Consider the following 16,090-nt stretch of genomic DNA (forward strand, 5'->3'; position numbering starts at 1 on the left):
ATAAGTTAATAGAGGGCTGAAAAGCGGTTGTTAAAGGCAGTGATTGGGCTTATTCTTATATGAAATGACTTTTCGAGATAATCGTGAGTTTTTCAGAAAAGCGATTAGCTGCTTTCTGCTAATCATATGTTGCTCTATAAGCCTTCGTAGCCAAGGAGTTGATCCTGCTGAGAAGACTCAAAAGTACTATGATGCCTTGTTAAAGCGACCTGCAGCGGGAAGATTATATGATAAGTTTTATGAAACGTGGCTGGATCATGGAACTGTTAAAGGCTTGGAGAATTTTCTAAAGCAAAAAATCTCCTCTTCCAATGAGGACCTTGAAGATAGGAAATTATTATTAGCATTCTTCTATCTGAAAACAGGGGAAGACAATCTTGCCCTAAAGCTATTTGAGGAAGTTGCGAAACTTCAACCAGACGATGCTGGCACATGGTATGAAAAGGCCTTATTGGAAGCCAAGAACCTTGATTTTGATTCAGCTATAAAATCACTTGAGAGCATTAAGCAAGAATCACTTTCAGATCAGGATGCAATTAAAATTGAGAGACTTAAAGGTAAGCTCTATGCCCGTATAGGAGAGAATGAAAGAGCTTTAGAGTTATGGGAGAGCATTGCGGAAACGTATTCGAATGATCCAAGTGTATTAGAGGACTTAGTTGATCTGCAAGTTAAGGAGGGGTTTCTAGATCAGGCCATTATCAGTGTGAGCAAGCTGATTGAACAAACTTCTGACGTTCACCAAAGAATTGCTAAAACACTTCAAAAAGCTGAGCTTCTCAATCGGGCAGGAGAAAAAGAAAAGTCCTTAAAAATCTACAGTGAATCTCTAAAGCAGATTGAAATAGGTTCTTGGTTGGAAAAAGAAATTTGTGAGGCGGTTGAAAAAATTTACCGTCAAGAACAAGATCTGAACGGCCTTAAAAAGTTTTATAGAAATCTCTTAGATAACGATAAGCAACGAGTTTCGATTAAGGAGAGGTATGCACAGGTTCTGTTAGACCTCAACCAGGGCGGAAAAGCACTTGAAGTAGTTGAGGAAATTTTAGAAATCATGCCAGGCGAGCGTTCTTACAGGGAAAAATATGTAGAGATATTGGGACAGATGGGGCGGCACAGAAAGGCCATAGAGGTACTTAATGGGTTGTTGGACAGTCATGCTGCTGACGGTGAGCTATGGGTGAGGCTATCTGAGTTACAGTTCCAAAACGGCGATAAGAGGAGTGCGGGAGAGGCTTTAGACAGGTACTTAGAGGTCAGTGACAAATCAGAATATGTTTACTTACGAGTTGCCAAATTACTGGAAGAGTTTGATCTCAAAAGTAGGGCTGGGGAAGTCTATGAAAAACTCATTGAAGTATACCCCTATAGCCTTAGTGCTAGAGGGAAGTATGCATCTTATCTATATGAAAATGGCGGTAGAGATGAGGCAGTTACAATTTGGAAAGAAATGATTAGTCAAGGAGGGCGGTCAGAGCTAATTAGCATATCTGGTATTTTATCTGCCCAAGGAGAGCATGAGCTCGCTTACGATTTTTTAAAAGAACGAATTGATGAATATGGGGATGATGTAATTTATTTAGGACTTATTACTCAGGAAGCCCGTTTTCTTAAGAAATGGGATGAAGCTTTACCCTGGGCAATAAAGAAGCTGGAGTTATCACGAGGTCTAGAAGAGATAAGGGCAGCTTTGACACAAGTATCATTTATCATTAGTCGCTCAAGAAAAATCGAACAGACGATTGAAAGTCTTAAAAGCAAACCTTCTCTTAGCATTCAGGAAAGAGCTCTCTTGGCGGAAATGTATGCTCAAGAAGGAGCACTAGAGGATGCTGAAGAGGTGCTAGAGGATTTAAAAAGCAAGGATATTTTCATATCTCTTGGGCTTATGGTTAATATATATGCACGCGCTCAAAATTGGGAGAAAGCTGCTATAGTAACAGAAGAAATGATCGAGCATGCCAAAGGTAGAAGATCTTTCTATTTAGAACAGTTAATAGGTTATTATCAGAAAGCCAGCAAATGGGAAAAAGCCTTAAGTTGGGTAAGAGAGCTTAAAAAGATATCTCCAAATAAGGTAGAACCATGGTTGCAAGAAGTCCAAGTATTAGGGCAACTTGATCGAACTGAAAAGGCCATTGAAATCCTTCAGAAGGCGGTAGGAAAATACCAAAATGACGTTTCTTTAAGAGCTAAGCTTGCAGAAGTTTTTACGACTTCGGGAAATAGTCAACGAGCAGTAGAAATTTACTGGGAATTATTCTACGAGGCAGAGGATGCTGAGGCTAAACTTCAGTGGGTTCGTCAGATGGCTAATGCTGTTAGAGAAAAGAGGGGCTTCGAAGAACTTATAAAGAGGTTTGAGAGTTTGCATCTTAGAGAATCTGAATCAGTGCTTTATATTCTGTCGCTTGCTGAGCTTTATAAAATCGCCAATGAACCTATAGATTACAGAAATGCGTTAGAGAAGGCCATTAAGTTAGACCCAAAAAACCAAGCGTTAAAACTTGAATTAGCTTCATTTTTAGAGACAGAGGGGTTATTAGATAATGCGCTGTCGATCCTAGAAGAAATTTCTCAGAAGGATAAAAGCGCTAATATTCAAAAAAGACTCTCGAGATTATATTTTTCTTTAGGTTATGATGAAAAAGGCTTTGAAGTCTTAAAAAACATAGCAGGGAATGACGAGATGGACGAAGAGGCCATTGAGTTAATTGCAAATGCCAGAGTGAGTTCCGGTGATTGGCAAGGTGCTATCGAGTTTCTTAAGTCAAAACTGCAAAAATTTCCCAATGACTACCGATTACGTTTTATGCTGGCGGTAGCTTATGTAGAGAGCTTAGAAAAAGAAAAAGCAATTGAGCAGTTTCTGAGACTTCTAGAAGTGAAGGATGAGCTAGCTAGAGTAAAAGTAGTAGAAACGGATACTCCTGGTTCATACCGTTACGAAATGATAAGGAGTTACGCAAAATTGCTGCCTGAAGTAACAAATCACCTTTTAACAAGCCGTCGTCATTCGGATGAGATATTTAAATATAAAGCAAATAATCGCTCTACTTTCAATCAGCCTGTAAGTGCTCAGAGCTATGGCTTGACCCTTCCTGTAGGTGTGAAGATGTTGAGAGTCTATACGATGGCTCATATACAGCAGCTTGCTAAGGATATGAGTTCAGAGAGAAGGAGCTCTCTGGTTTTAAGCTTAGGTGAACGTGGCGTGGAAAGAAGCGAACTTTGGGTTAATCAAGTCCTAGAGGGAATGCAGCCTAACTGGCAACTTATATGTGATATTATAGTAAAAAATCCTCAAGATAGGGCACTATTAGGTCTTTTTGCGGTTTATGGGAAAAGCTCAAATCTCGGGAACAAAAAGTGTTACGAACTTGGTTGCCAGGTATATGAAGTGTTTAGAGAGGAAAGTATACAGATGGCTTTTCTTGGTGCTCTTAATGCAGCTCTAGCTGATTCAAGAGGGAACAAATTATTAGCTGAAGTTCTCAGCTCTGATAAAAGAATAAATAAACCAAATCTTTTGTTAACAGTTACATTGCCGACAGTGTTGGGGGCATTAAGTTCGCAAAATAAGACCTCTTACATAAGCCTAGAAAATAGAATCAAATTAAAAGAACTCATGTTGAATTGGTATAACAATGTAGATTGGGAGATGTTAGATTTCGGTGCAAGGATTATGGTCTATGTAGCTCAAGCTCTGGCACACGAAGAGGATTATGAAACTTTAATCTCCTTTCTGGATGATGAAGCTAAAAGGTTTAGTCGCCCAAATATTAAAAGCAACCTGCCCAATTATTTTCAGAGAATTCAGCAGCAAAAATTTCTTGGTAAACTAAACTTTCCTCCTGGTGGTACAAAGGAATTACCAGAATTTATGTTGATATTAGTTGATCCTCCTTCGGTAAGGACAAGCACCTATCTTACTCTAAAGCTACCAAAATCAAAGGTAGATATTCTCAAGCACGTGGATAAAACGCAGAACCCCTATCTAAGAATCCTTCTCGTGAGGCTTTTAGAAGATGACTCTCTAACTAAATCAGAAGTTGATAAACTTTTACTTCAAGAGAGTCCTAGTTTAGATGATTACCTATGGTCAGCAGCTTTTGCTTCTTACCAGGATAGGCATGTAGATGCGCTAAATTTATATAGGGAGGCTAAGAAAAAGCCTATCAATGCCATGACTAAAGCTAAAGTTGATCAGGCAATTGTATTTAGTTTATTAGAAATGGATAAAGAAAAAGTTACTGATAGTGATTTAGAGATAGGCCAACTCGCATTGCAAAGCCTATCTCGCAAAATGAATACCAAACAGGAGACTGATTTATTACTTAAAGCTATGCAATCACTTGGGCTTAAAGATGAAGCTCAAAAGTACAAGAGCCGCTTGGCTATTTCTAGCTCACCGCTCGCTAATATTTCTGCAACTAGCCGTTCGCCTGCTCGCCAGCCTAATAGTCTTGATAAAGTAAAAAAGTATCTCAATGAAAAGAAGGGCGAACATGCTGTTGATGTTGCAGCATCCGAACTCAGAAGTTTATCACAAAAATTTCTATCTAACGGGGGTAAAACAAATCAAACAGCCAAGCAATTGCAGCAAGAGCTTCGTAAAAAAGGGTTAGTTAAAGATGTGTTAGAAAAGCTTAAGCCCAGTATTGAACTCAATTTTAAACAATTGGCAATTTTGGGGGCAGCCCATGAACTAATGGAGGAGGATTCATTGGCCCTTGATTATTACCAGAAAGCCTTAAAAATAAATCCCGATCAAGTCATTATCTCACTTCGTGTAGCCATGATGAGTTTAAGGGATAATAAAGAAACTGCCCGTGGCATCATTAATCAATTTGATCGTGACAGTTTTTATATAGTATCAAACGATTTGGAAACCTACTTTAATCATAATCGTAAAATAAGTTATCTCTCTAGAATAGAGCTTATCGAAATGTTAACGTGCCGTTTGCAAGCTATAGAGCTGCTGGACGGATCATGGAAATGGGTTCGATCCGTTTTTAATGTTTTGGAACGCAGTTATAATCAGGATGGCATAGAATTGCCGCAGCTTAGCACCCTCAGAGGTATGCGGGGAGAGTTTACGATTTCCTCTAAAAGCGGATCAGAGAGCATAAGAGAAAAGGCACAAAAACTTTCAGCCGTAAGGTTGGAAACTTATGAAAAACTCTGCCGGGTCATGCTAAATAACCCTGAAATGTCGCTCTATGCTTTTGAAAAAGTTTGCCGGCTAATATTAGCATCAGAGCGCCCAAGAAATGAATTGCCGAAAATGGCTCAAGAAGCATTGCTATTAGCTAAGAGAAATTGGGTATACCAAAATTACAGCCGCAAGCGATCTCACGATGCTTTATCCCATTATACACCAATAGAATATCTGGCTCTTCATGCATATAGAGAAAATAATTGGGATTTTCTCACAAATGAAGTAATTCCAAGTCTTAGAAAAGAAGAGCTGGGTCAGATGGCCGATTTACTGGAAGCCATTTCTGAATTATACCAAGTTGAAGAATATGAATTTGCTCGGGTGGCCCAGGATTTTGTCCGTAAAAGTTTCCCTGGGAATAGTATAGGTATGCATTATCTAGATATTGTTACGGATATATGGTCTGAGCGTCAGTTTAAGATGGATTTATCCGATACTTTGTTAGTAGGTTTGGAGCAGAGAAATCGGTATTGGTTTAAGGTTCCCTATGGAGTAATTGAGCATTGCTTGGAAATATACAACAGGGAAGGTCGAGAAGCTCTTTCAGCTATGCTAGATAGTATTGCTTTAGAGTATATGGACCAAGGTAAGAATAGAGAAAAATTCTTAAATCAGTATTTAGAAACACGTGGACGCACTCATGGCTCTCCAGGACACGATATTTATTTATTTGCTTCATTCATTGAAGAACTGGCTGGATATGAGTCAATCTCTTTATTTGCTTATCACTACTTAGATTCGATTTCACCAAAGTTAGCGTCAAATCATAAAGGTCCCATTATTAATAATTTGGTAAGAAGAGTCCCAAAACAATCAGATGAGGTTATTTCTTTTTTGATAAATTCAGAACTACTTAGACTTGATCTGGATAGAATGCGTCTCTATCGCATTCAAAATGCTAATAAAAAGACATTAGTATCATCTATTTTGGGTAATATTCAAAGGGCTAAAGAAAATGAAAAGGAGAGTGTGATCGTTGCACTGTCAGAGGCGGCTGAAAAAGATTCTTCATTTGGGCTCCAGTTCGCACTCGCCTATCTTAAAGATAAATCAGGGGAAAGTCTTCTTGAGCTTTTTACCTTGAACTCAGAATCACTGGCTGGATTGCCTTCAGAGCAAAAGAACGAGTGGATCTTGGCAATACGTGACTTACTCCCTAAAGATATTTATGATACTGAACTGTCTGAAGATAGCAGAGATTTTCTTGCTTGGTTGAAAAAGCAAAAGACCGAGGGCTGATATGGATAAATTAACGCAAATTGAAACGGATAGAGGCGCTGGAGTAACAGAGTTTATTGCTAGTATTTGCAAAAGACTCAATCAGCACAGATTATGGAATTATTTCATTTATTCGTGTGCAGCAGCAGCAGTCTTGATGGTTTTAATTGGTGCAAGTTATCTGCTCACAGGCCATGAAATTCCTAAGTATATTTATGGGATAGTGGGAGGATTAGCGATTGTTACTTGGTTATTGTATTTTACGTCTAGAAGGATTACCAAGGATGAAGCGGCAGCTTACGGAGATCGGTTTTTTAATTTGAAAGATAGCTTAGTTTCATGTCGAAATTTTGCAAAGAGTCGGCTTGAAGGTGAGGTCTACGATTTACAAGCTAGAAGGACGGTTAATGTTATTAAGCCTCTATCTGTAAAGCATATTGCCTATCAATTGCCTCGCCGTTCATTTGCAGTTCTCCTAGTGCTTGGTCTTGTTTCTGTCCTAATGGCTTTTAAAGGACCTTCCGAGTCTTTATTGAAAAAGCAACAGGAAGAATTGGAAACAGAACGGGAGACAGCAAAAATAAAAGGCGAGCTTGAGAAGCTAGTGAAAGATTTAGAAGAAAAGTCCGTAGATAACGAGGAGCGTGATTTGATAAAGGCCGATCGACTCAAAAAATGGGTGCAAGAGCTCAAAAGCACCAAGGATCGAGAAGAGGCTTTGAGACAATATGCTCTGCTAGAGAGAAAATTGAATAAGTTGTCTTTTTCGATACAAAGAAAAAAGGATGAGCAGCTGCTTAATAGGGTGGGAACCGAGTTGGCTAGAGCAAGAGAGTCCAAAGAGTTAGGAGAAATGTTGCGCGCCAAGAGATACAGGCAAGCTGCTCAAAAGTTGAAAGACCAACAGACAAGAATGAAGAAACAGGAAGATTTATCAGAAAAGAAAAGACAGCTTGAGCAATTAAAGACTTTAGCGCAACGAATGGCATCTGCATCTGACAGCTTAGCAAGTAGAATGGACCAAGGAGCTAGCTTGCAGAACAACATGCCACAAATGGCAAAGCAAAAAGATGCGAATGACCATGACGCTAATCAAAAGCACTTAAAGGATCTGTTTGATAACTTAAAGCAAAATTTAGAGAATGCAGACCAATTATTGAGTCAATATATGGATGAGAGTCCGAAGAATGAGCAGATGACTAAGGATTTTGAAAATTCACTGGATAGTGCGGAAGGGGATTTGAGGCAATTGTCGCAGCGCCTGCAATCGCTCTCTAAGATGAATCAAGCAAAGCAGAGGCTAGAGAACTTAAGATTTGCATTAAGTGGTATACAAGGAGAGTTTATACAGAAATTACCGATCGATAAAAATGAAGGGCCACAAAGCGGGAAATTGGCTGGAAATCAATCAATAGACTCTAGTAGAGAAGCACAGGCAACTGAATCAAAAACGGGACTAGCGACTCAATTGAAAGGTGCTCAAGGAACGGGGCCCTCATTGAGGGCACTTGAATCAGCAAATCAAGGAAGTGGGACTGTTACCAGAGTATCAAAAAAAATAACCAAAGATTTTGAGTATCAAGTAGAGTCATTCATTCAGAGAGAAGATGTGCCTCAAGAGGTTCGTCAAGGAGTTAAATCATATTTTGAGAATATTCATCAGGGAGAATAAAGGAATTATAAGATGGAACCAAATCCAGCAGATCATCAAGTTGCGCTAGAGGAATTAAGTTTGGAGGATAGTGCTAAGCATTTTAATGAAACATTCAATAATCTAAAGAGCGAGGTTTCCCGCTTTATAGTAGGTCACCAGTCTCTTATCGAAGAAGTTCTTATTGCAGTCGTTTGCGGTGGACATGTTTTATTGGAAGGCGTCCCTGGGTTGGGGAAAACTGCATTGGTGCATTCTATTGCGCAGGCCATGGATCTAAATTTTCAACGTATTCAATTTACACCTGACCTCTTGCCTGCGGATATTGTCGGAACACAAATTTTAATGGAGCAGGATAGTGGACATAAGGCTTTTACATTTCAGCCTGGGCCAGTTTTTTGTAATGTTCTTTTGGCTGATGAAATTAACCGCGCAACACCTAAAACTCAATCGGCACTCTTAGAAACCATGCAGGAGAAGTCGGTTACTGTTGCGGGTGCAACTCATCAGTTGCAACTTCCATTTTTTACTTTGGCGACTCAAAACCCAATTGAACAGGAAGGTACTTATCCATTGCCTGAAGCTCAACTAGACAGGTTCTTTTTTAAGTTACATGTGGAGTTGCCAACGCGTGAGGAATTTTCGGAGATACTAGACCGAACATGTGGAACTGTTCAGCCAGAGTTAAAGTCAATCGCAAATGGTGAAGATATTCTCTTCATGGGTAAAACCTCGAGGCAAGTGCCTATTGATAAAACGGTGCAGGATTATTTAGTGAAAATTGTCCGAGCGACACACCCTGGTGATGACAATGCTTCGGATGAAGTAACTAAATACGTAAGACATGGAGCTTCACCTAGAGGGGCGCAAGCCATTCTTTCATCTGCAAAAGTTCGAGCTCTGTTGGAAGGGCGTTTTCATGTCGCTCGAGAGGATATTGAACGTCTGGCAAAATCAGCCTTAAGGCATCGTATGATTCTTTCGTTCGAAGGGGAGGCGGAAGGTATTTCTACAGATAAAATTATAGAGTCTGTCATTGCTAAGGTTTCTTCATGAATGCTTTGTTAACGGACTCGGATTTTATTGGTAAACTTGAATCTCTTTACCTCTTAGCTCGCAAGGTTTTAGGAGGTTCTCTTCAAGCAGATAGAAAGTCTCGCAAGAAAGGAGCGGGAATTATATTTGCTGATTACTCAGAATATTCACTAGGAGATGATTATCGGGCAATTGACTGGCGTATTTATGCAAGGTTCGAAACGTTAATCATAAAGATGTTTGAGTTGGAAGAGGATGCTATTATTTATCTTCTGATTGATTGTAGTCGTTCTATGGAGTCAAAGTTTTTCTTTGCTAGGCAGCTAGCTGCGGCTTTGGGTTATATAGGTCTGAATTGTCTAGATCGTGTGGCAGTCTATGGGATTTCTGAGGGGCTTAAAAATGTTTTTGATCCGTGTAGGGGTAGAGGCAAAGTCTTTTCTTTGTTGAAATCACTGGAAAAGCTTGAAGTTTATGGGAAGGATACGGATTTTGAGTCTTCCATTAAAGAGTTCCAGGCCAGGCATAGTAGAAAAGGGGTTGTCATTATCATTTCTGATTTTCTTTATCCTAATGGTTTTGAAAGAGGCTTGAAGCTTTTACAGTGGAATCGACATGAAATTTTTTGTCTACAAGTTCAAGATCAACAGGACTATGAATGTGATTTAAAGGGGGATGTAGAATTAGAATGTATCGAAAGTAGTAATAGAGTCAAGGTGACCGTATCTCCTAAAGAAGCGCAGAAATATAAGGAAGCTGTAAATGAGTGGAATCAGGGGCTCAACCGCTTTTGTGCCAGGGGAGGTATAGGTCTTGCGTCAACAAGCCCGGATCATGCTTTTGAAAGTGTGGTAGAAGATATTTTGAGACGTGGGGGATTAGTTCGATAGTGAATTTTTTAGCCCCCATCTTTTTCTGGAGCTTCCTTGCTTTAATTCCTCTGGTGGGAATTTATTTCTTAAAGGTTAAGCCTACTCGCAAAAAGACTACGGCGCTTTTCCTATGGCAGAAAATTTTTTTTGAAAAACAGACCAATTCATTGTTTCAGAGGCTACGAAATTTGTGGTCCTTGTTACTGATGGTAGTTGCTTTTTCTTTGGCTATATTTGCTTTAACTAGACCTGAGTTCAGTTTTGTAGAAAAGAAAGATCTTATTATTCTAATAGATGAATCAGCATCGATGTCTACCTTAGAGGGAACGTATTCAAGATTAGAGTTAGCCAAGCGTGAGGCTAAGAAAATTGTGAGAGCTGTGGATGGGTCTCAAAAAATTGGCATATTTAGTATCGCTTCAGAAATAAAGCATAGAACCTACTTAACTTATCATACCAGAGAGCTGGTTGAGGCGATAGACCTAATTGAAGGAACAGATATGCCTTTGGTCGCTAAATCCCTAGACTCTTTATTCCAATTGAAAGGAGTTAGTGAGGACTATCAAGTGCTTCTTATAAGTGATGGGGCCTCAATCAATGAAGCTTGGGTAAAGGATGAGAATATTAGTTTAGTGCTTATTGGTGAGTCGCAACAGAATATCGGTCTTATAGCAGCAGATTTTCGATCTGTTCCAGGTCTTGGTAGGCGTGCAGGTTTTTACTTCCAGATTGCGTCTACTTATCAAGAGAAGACCAGCGTAGACCTTGAACTAAAGCATGAAGACACTGATGTGCTGATAAAAATAATCCCTTTGGAGATTCGACCTGGTATTAATGAGCCTGAGGTTTATTTCTTGGACAATCCCGCTACGGGAAAGTGGAGTGCTCGTTTAAGAGTGGATGATGCTTTTCAAAAGGATGATCTTGTTCACTTTGTTTTACCTGAGTTAGAGCCCGTAAAAATTTCAGTTCAAGCTGAAGACCCTTATTTTTATAAACACTCTGTATTTGCTTTTTCAGGCGAATCAGGATTGCTCGAATTAGTTAATGGAGGCGAGGATCTTGTTGTTTCTCACCGCCGTAGTGTGGATGCTGAGGCGGTGCTCTTTTTTGAGCCTCTAGGTGAATCTGCTTGGTGGCATTCCTTGGGAAAAGAAATTGATTCAGTTAGCCCACGTGTTGTCATTAAAGATCACCCTGTTATAGAGCATTTAGAATTAACACAGATGACCTTCTTAGGGGCAAGGGAATTGAATGCTCCAGACGAAGCCATAGTTTTAGTGGAAAATGAGGATGCCATTCCTCTGATTTATGAGGTGAGGAAGGGTAATCAAAGAGCAGTTGTTGTGAATATGGATCCGAGTGGAACGGATTTTTACTTTTCGGCATGGTTTCCCATTCTAGTATACAACTCTGCGCTGTTTTTAGCGGGTCGTGAGCAAGACTTTAAGGCGACATATCCTACAGGCACCTTTGTTGACTTACCTGGAAAAGAGTCGCAGGAAGAGTTTTTATTACAACTTCCAACAGGGGAACAGACATCCTTAGTCAACAGAGAATATGGTCCACTAAAAAATTTAGGGTATTATTCAATGAAAAACGATGAAGGTGCTTGGGAATTTTCCAGCTCTTTACTTTCAGAGGAAGATTCTTTATTGGAAAGCCGTCTTCTCGCAGAGAGGATTGATGTGATTCCACGTGGTCGCTCAATAGCTTATTTATTAACGATATTAGCCATTATTTTTTTAGTAGCCGAGAGTATTCTTTATGATAGAAGGCTCGTGGGTTAGTCAGAGGTAGGTATGGAGTTAACTCAGTACCAACCACTGCTCTGGAGCCTGCTACTCATTCCCCTAGCAATCGGTTTTTATTACTCATTAGTAGACCGCCCCTCTAAGCTTAAGAGTTTCTCTTTGGCTTGCAGGGTTATAGGTATCTTATTTCTACTATTGGCATTATGTGGTCCTTATCTATTCACTGAAAGTAAAGAACTTCATGTGAACTTTCTCCTAGATGTTTCTGAATCAGTCGATCTTAAAGCAGTTGAAGATGCGATAGAAAGAGTAGAAGACGGGTTAAGTGAACTAGAACTTGGAGATTCCTACGCATTGTTTGTTTTTGCTAACGGCGTGAAACGTTATGAGATAGCAGAATTTAAGGATGTTTTAGAGACTTGGAAGCAAGGGCAATCAGATGATGAATTTAGATCGGCTACAAAGTTGGTGGATGGGCTTCTAGCTTCACAAATACAACTGCCAGCAGGTAAAGCTCACAAGATAGTCGTTTTAAGTGATGGTGTCGTAATTCAAGAAGAGCTACAAGAAGTCCTTTCCAATTTGAAAAATGAAGGGGTCGAAGTACAGCATCACCGTCTATCGCCTATCAGCCAGAAGGAAATAGTGCTTACAGATTTTAAGGCGAATTCGGATAGAGCGTTCTTAGGTGAAATGGTCCGTATGGATACAACAGTATCGGCGAATTATAGCAGTGAGGTTAAAGTACGTTTGTTTCATAAAGGCGTTCTGATTCGTGAACGAATAATGGATGTTCTAGCAAATAGTGAAACGGTCATTTCTTTTGAAGTTAAAATGACAACACCTGGAGCTAGTGTTTGGAAAGCTGAAGTGGTAGCGGAAGAGGATAATTTTTTAGTTAATAATCAATTGCTTACTACCATCTCTGTGCAAGGTAAGCCACGAGTATTAGTTTTAGATAAAGAAAAGGAGGATATGAGACCATTCGCCAGGGTCCTACGTGGCCAGGATTTTGAGGTAGAGCTTCGTGGCTGGAACGGCTTACCTACCACTATGGATGAGTTGCTTTCTTTTGATTCTGTCGTGTTAGCTAATTTTCCTGCTACTCAGATGAATGTTAGACAAATGGAATTTATTCGTAGATATGTTACTGAGTTTGGAGGTTCGTTAGCGATGTTTGGCTCTGAAAACTCTTTTGGTTTAGGAGGTTATTTCCAAACACCCGTTGAAGAAGTATTGCCTTTAGTATCTCGCTATGAGAAGGAAAAAGAAAAGTCAACATTGGCCATGGTATTGGTAATTGATAAGTCTGGTTCCATGAAAGGATTGCCTATCGCCTTGGCTAGGCAAGCTGCTAAAGCAGCCGTCGATGTTCTTAGTAAACATGACCAAATTGCAGTGATAGGGTTTGATAGTTCGCCACTCATTATTTCTGATATGCAGTTGGCTTCAGAATCTGTAACTATCCACACCGCTATAGATTCCTTATCTTCTGGAGGGGGGACCAATCTATACCCCGCTATGATGATAGGGAAGGAGATGCTTGAGAACACAATCGCAAAAGTTAAACATATGATTATTTTGACAGATGGTAGAACTCAAGCTTCAGATCACGAGACATTAACTCAGTCTATGGTAGATGTTGGGATTACTGTATCAGGTGTAGCCTTAGGGGGAGGTGCAGATAGGCAATTGTTATCGCGGATCTCGCAGATTGGAAATGGCAGATACTATGAAACAATGGATCCATCTACTGTTCCGCAAATTTTTACCAAAGAAACGATGGAAGCCTCTAAATCTGCTATTAAAGAGGACTTGGTACAAGCGGTTCAAGTTGGGGATCATCCTATGTTGTCTGGTTATAGCGATGCAGATCTACCTTTTGCATTAGGCTATGTGATGACTCAGGCTAAACCAACTGCCCAGGTTCTTTTATCAACCGATAGCGGAGATCCATTACTGGCGATCTCTCGTTTTGGTCTAGGGATGGGCCTCGCTTACACCTCTAGTATGAATGAGCAGTGGGGTGAGGAATGGCTAGCTTGGGCTGAATGTGGTAAATTTTGGGGGCAAGCACTGAGGGCCATTATTCGTCGACTGGATCCACAAGGTTTTGATGTTCAGCAACGCGTTACTGAGGATGCTTGGTCTTTTGATATTAAAAGAGAGGAGCCTAATGGATTTCCTCTTTCTAGGGTTGAGTGGAGTGCAGAAATTCTTAATGAGAGTGGCCAAATGAATGAGATGGCGGTTCGTGAAATAGGCCTAGGACGTTATCAATTGGAAGTCCCCTTATTGGACCAAAAAAAACTTACCTTGCGAATTCATGATCGGGACCACGATAAGCTCCGTATGTTCCATTACCACAGGCCCTATCCTGCTGAATATCGGCTCTCTACAGAGTTTGATCAATACTTATTTGCGACAGACTTGTATCAGCCAGATAAAATTCGTGAAGATCTATCGGTCAAGAAACACAAAAAGCGTATCGATCACTATGCTTACTTTCTAGCGTTGTTCTTTCTATGCCTCGGTATTCTGCTTAGAAGGATCTAGAACTTAACCGTTGCCGAGATACTTAATGTATGGAAGGTATATTGGTAATCTCCGTCTGCTGATTCACCGATCGCTGATGGTGTGCTGCCTCGAACTTCTCTCCAAGGTCCAGTGATGTGTTGATAAGTTACCGAGTAATACCAGTTTTTATATTCGTAGCCAATACCAATGGCTAGTGTATGTAAATCAGTATCAGGCACCTGAGGAGTAAAGTGAATATCTTCAACGTTATTCTCCGTGTAAAAATATCCTATGTTTAAAGTTATTTTATTATCAAATTTATAGCTGGCACCGATTTTATACATAAATCCTGAAGTATATTCTACAGGGATGCCTATGTCGGGTCCTGTTGGATCCAAAATCGTAATATCTTCTAAATAATCCCAATCTGTATATTCCACATTAAATTCTATGTTCCATTTTGGTGTAGGGCGATATGAAATTCCAAATGATAAAAAACTCGGATAGTTAAGAGTCCCTTCTGAATCTTGGACATCTTTAAAAGGCTTTAGCCCAAGATCCCCATCGTAGTCCATACTGGTTTCACTAAAGTAGTTAAAGCCAAAGGACCATTGAGGATGTGGTTGCCACATAAGGCCCGCAGTAAAACCAAAATCCCAGGCAGTTCCATCGAAACTGAACTCATCTCCGGGTGTCAGTCCAATAGTGCTTTTTATTTGGGTTGCACTGTAGTTGATAGTAGGTCCTATAGCTATAGAAAGGTTGGGTAGGACCTCCCAAGCGATGACAGGACTGAGTGTGAAATACTGGATACGTGCTTTAGTAATAATACTGGTAAAGCCTGAATCATTTGGCCAGCTGATACCTAATCCAAAAGGTGAATAAGTACCTACCCCGAAAGCTAATGGCATTTCTGGAGGGTTATAGGTCACATAAAAATGGGGTATGGCAAATAGTCTGTCCGTGCTATCTGTTTTGTTTCCAGTTACAGAGCGGTGATCTGATTCAAAATACAGATTATAAGAACCAAATTGTAATTGTTTGTCTTCTATCTGAGTTATACCAGCAGGGTTGTAATAGATAGCTGAGGGATTATCGGCAGTTGCTACAAATGAATTACCTCTTCCAACTGCATCAGCATTTTGATTTAAGACCCGAAAGCCAACAGCCTTACATTCCTGAAGAGTTATAAAAGGGCAAAGAGTTAACGTGCATAAAGACATGAAACGTAGAGGCTTCATACAATGTGTTGGCCGAGCCATAATCGGCGAGTTATATTACTTTAAAGTATTCACTGTCAACATTATTCTATTGAAGCAGTGGATTAAGCTATATATGGTAAAAATCAAAATTCAAATCGTTTGGTTACTTTCTGAAGAAGCTTCTTTTGTTACTGGGCATCCTTTGGCTATTGATGGAGGATTCCTGGCCTTTTAATTGATCGTGGGGTAAGTGCGCCAAAGTCATCTATTTCATCGAAGGTGTTAAGTCTAAAATAGGCATTGAGTTACAAGCGAAGTCACTCAATTTGATAGCGTCAAGCTTCGTGATTGGCTAGGCGTGTATGGCTATCAAACATGGATAAGTCATTCTGCATATTAATTTTGTTTTTTTGGATTGGGCTTAGGTTCTTATTAGATTCAAGCTGAAACAGAATATGATAGTCTTATTCGAACATGAAAGCTGCCATCAGAATAGACCTATTAAGTAGGTAATAGGGGATAAAATAGGAAAGTATTTAGAAGGAAAGGCTCATAAATCGAACATTTGATAAGTTACCGATGATTCTTGAGTGTGTTCATGAGTCATAGAATAGAGCAAT

General features: G+C 39.9%; 7 protein-coding genes. 6 read left to right on the forward strand and 1 reads right to left on the reverse strand.

The features are described from left to right. Positions 1-64 precede the first annotated feature (64 nt). The 6 genes from AAGA18_03075 to AAGA18_03100 are packed head-to-tail and all read left to right on the forward strand — an operon-like array spanning position 65 to position 14,307. Positions 65-6,460 (forward strand): tetratricopeptide repeat protein, encoded by a 6,396-nt coding sequence (locus AAGA18_03075; GenBank protein MEM9444313.1) that lies wholly within the window; start codon positions 65-67, stop codon positions 6,458-6,460. 1 nt (position 6,461) lies between these two features. Then, complete coding sequence (locus AAGA18_03080; protein MEM9444314.1) at positions 6,462-8,111, forward strand: hypothetical protein; 1,650 nt, start codon at positions 6,462-6,464, stop codon at positions 8,109-8,111. A 12-nt stretch (positions 8,112-8,123) separates the two neighbouring features. Continuing rightward, the gene (locus tag AAGA18_03085) at positions 8,124-9,146 is read left to right on the forward strand and encodes a MoxR family ATPase (protein MEM9444315.1); all 1,023 of its coding nucleotides are present in this window, start codon (positions 8,124-8,126) and stop codon (positions 9,144-9,146) included. Beyond that, complete coding sequence (locus AAGA18_03090; GenBank protein MEM9444316.1) at positions 9,143-10,015, forward strand: DUF58 domain-containing protein; 873 nt, start codon at positions 9,143-9,145, stop codon at positions 10,013-10,015. The genes AAGA18_03085 and AAGA18_03090 overlap by 4 nt, the downstream gene beginning before the upstream one ends. Next, complete coding sequence (locus tag AAGA18_03095; GenBank protein MEM9444317.1) at positions 10,015-11,787, forward strand: BatA and WFA domain-containing protein; 1,773 nt, start codon at positions 10,015-10,017, stop codon at positions 11,785-11,787. The genes AAGA18_03090 and AAGA18_03095 overlap by 1 nt, the downstream gene beginning before the upstream one ends. A gap of 12 nt (positions 11,788-11,799) precedes the next feature. Further along, positions 11,800-14,307, forward strand: a complete 2,508-nt coding sequence (locus AAGA18_03100) for a VWA domain-containing protein (GenBank protein MEM9444318.1) — start codon at positions 11,800-11,802, stop codon at positions 14,305-14,307. Here AAGA18_03100 and AAGA18_03105 read toward each other — a convergent pair. Continuing rightward, on the reverse strand, positions 14,304-15,530 hold the full coding sequence (locus AAGA18_03105; GenBank protein ID MEM9444319.1) for an outer membrane protein transport protein: 1,227 nt from the start codon (positions 15,528-15,530) through the stop codon (positions 14,304-14,306). The genes AAGA18_03100 and AAGA18_03105 overlap by 4 nt on opposite strands. Positions 15,531-16,090: the final 560 nt, after the last annotated feature.

Source organism: Verrucomicrobiota bacterium (genome assembly GCA_039192515.1).
Lineage (GTDB): Bacteria > Verrucomicrobiota > Verrucomicrobiia > Methylacidiphilales > JBCCWR01 > JBCCWR01.

Bases quoted from the DNA above. Each gene is read 5' to 3' on its own strand.
- AAGA18_03090 (MEM9444316.1), top strand. From the start codon at position 9,143: ATGAATGCTTTGTTAACGGACTCGGATTTTATTGGTAAACTTGAATCT.
- AAGA18_03105 (MEM9444319.1), bottom strand. From the start codon at position 15,530: ATGGCTCGGCCAACACATTGTATGAAGCCTCTACGTTTCATGTCTTTA.
- AAGA18_03100 (MEM9444318.1), top strand. From the start codon at position 11,800: ATGGAGTTAACTCAGTACCAACCACTGCTCTGGAGCCTGCTACTCATT.
- AAGA18_03080 (MEM9444314.1), top strand. From the start codon at position 6,462: ATGGATAAATTAACGCAAATTGAAACGGATAGAGGCGCTGGAGTAACA.
- AAGA18_03085 (MEM9444315.1), top strand. From the start codon at position 8,124: ATGGAACCAAATCCAGCAGATCATCAAGTTGCGCTAGAGGAATTAAGT.
- AAGA18_03075 (MEM9444313.1), top strand. From the start codon at position 65: ATGACTTTTCGAGATAATCGTGAGTTTTTCAGAAAAGCGATTAGCTGC.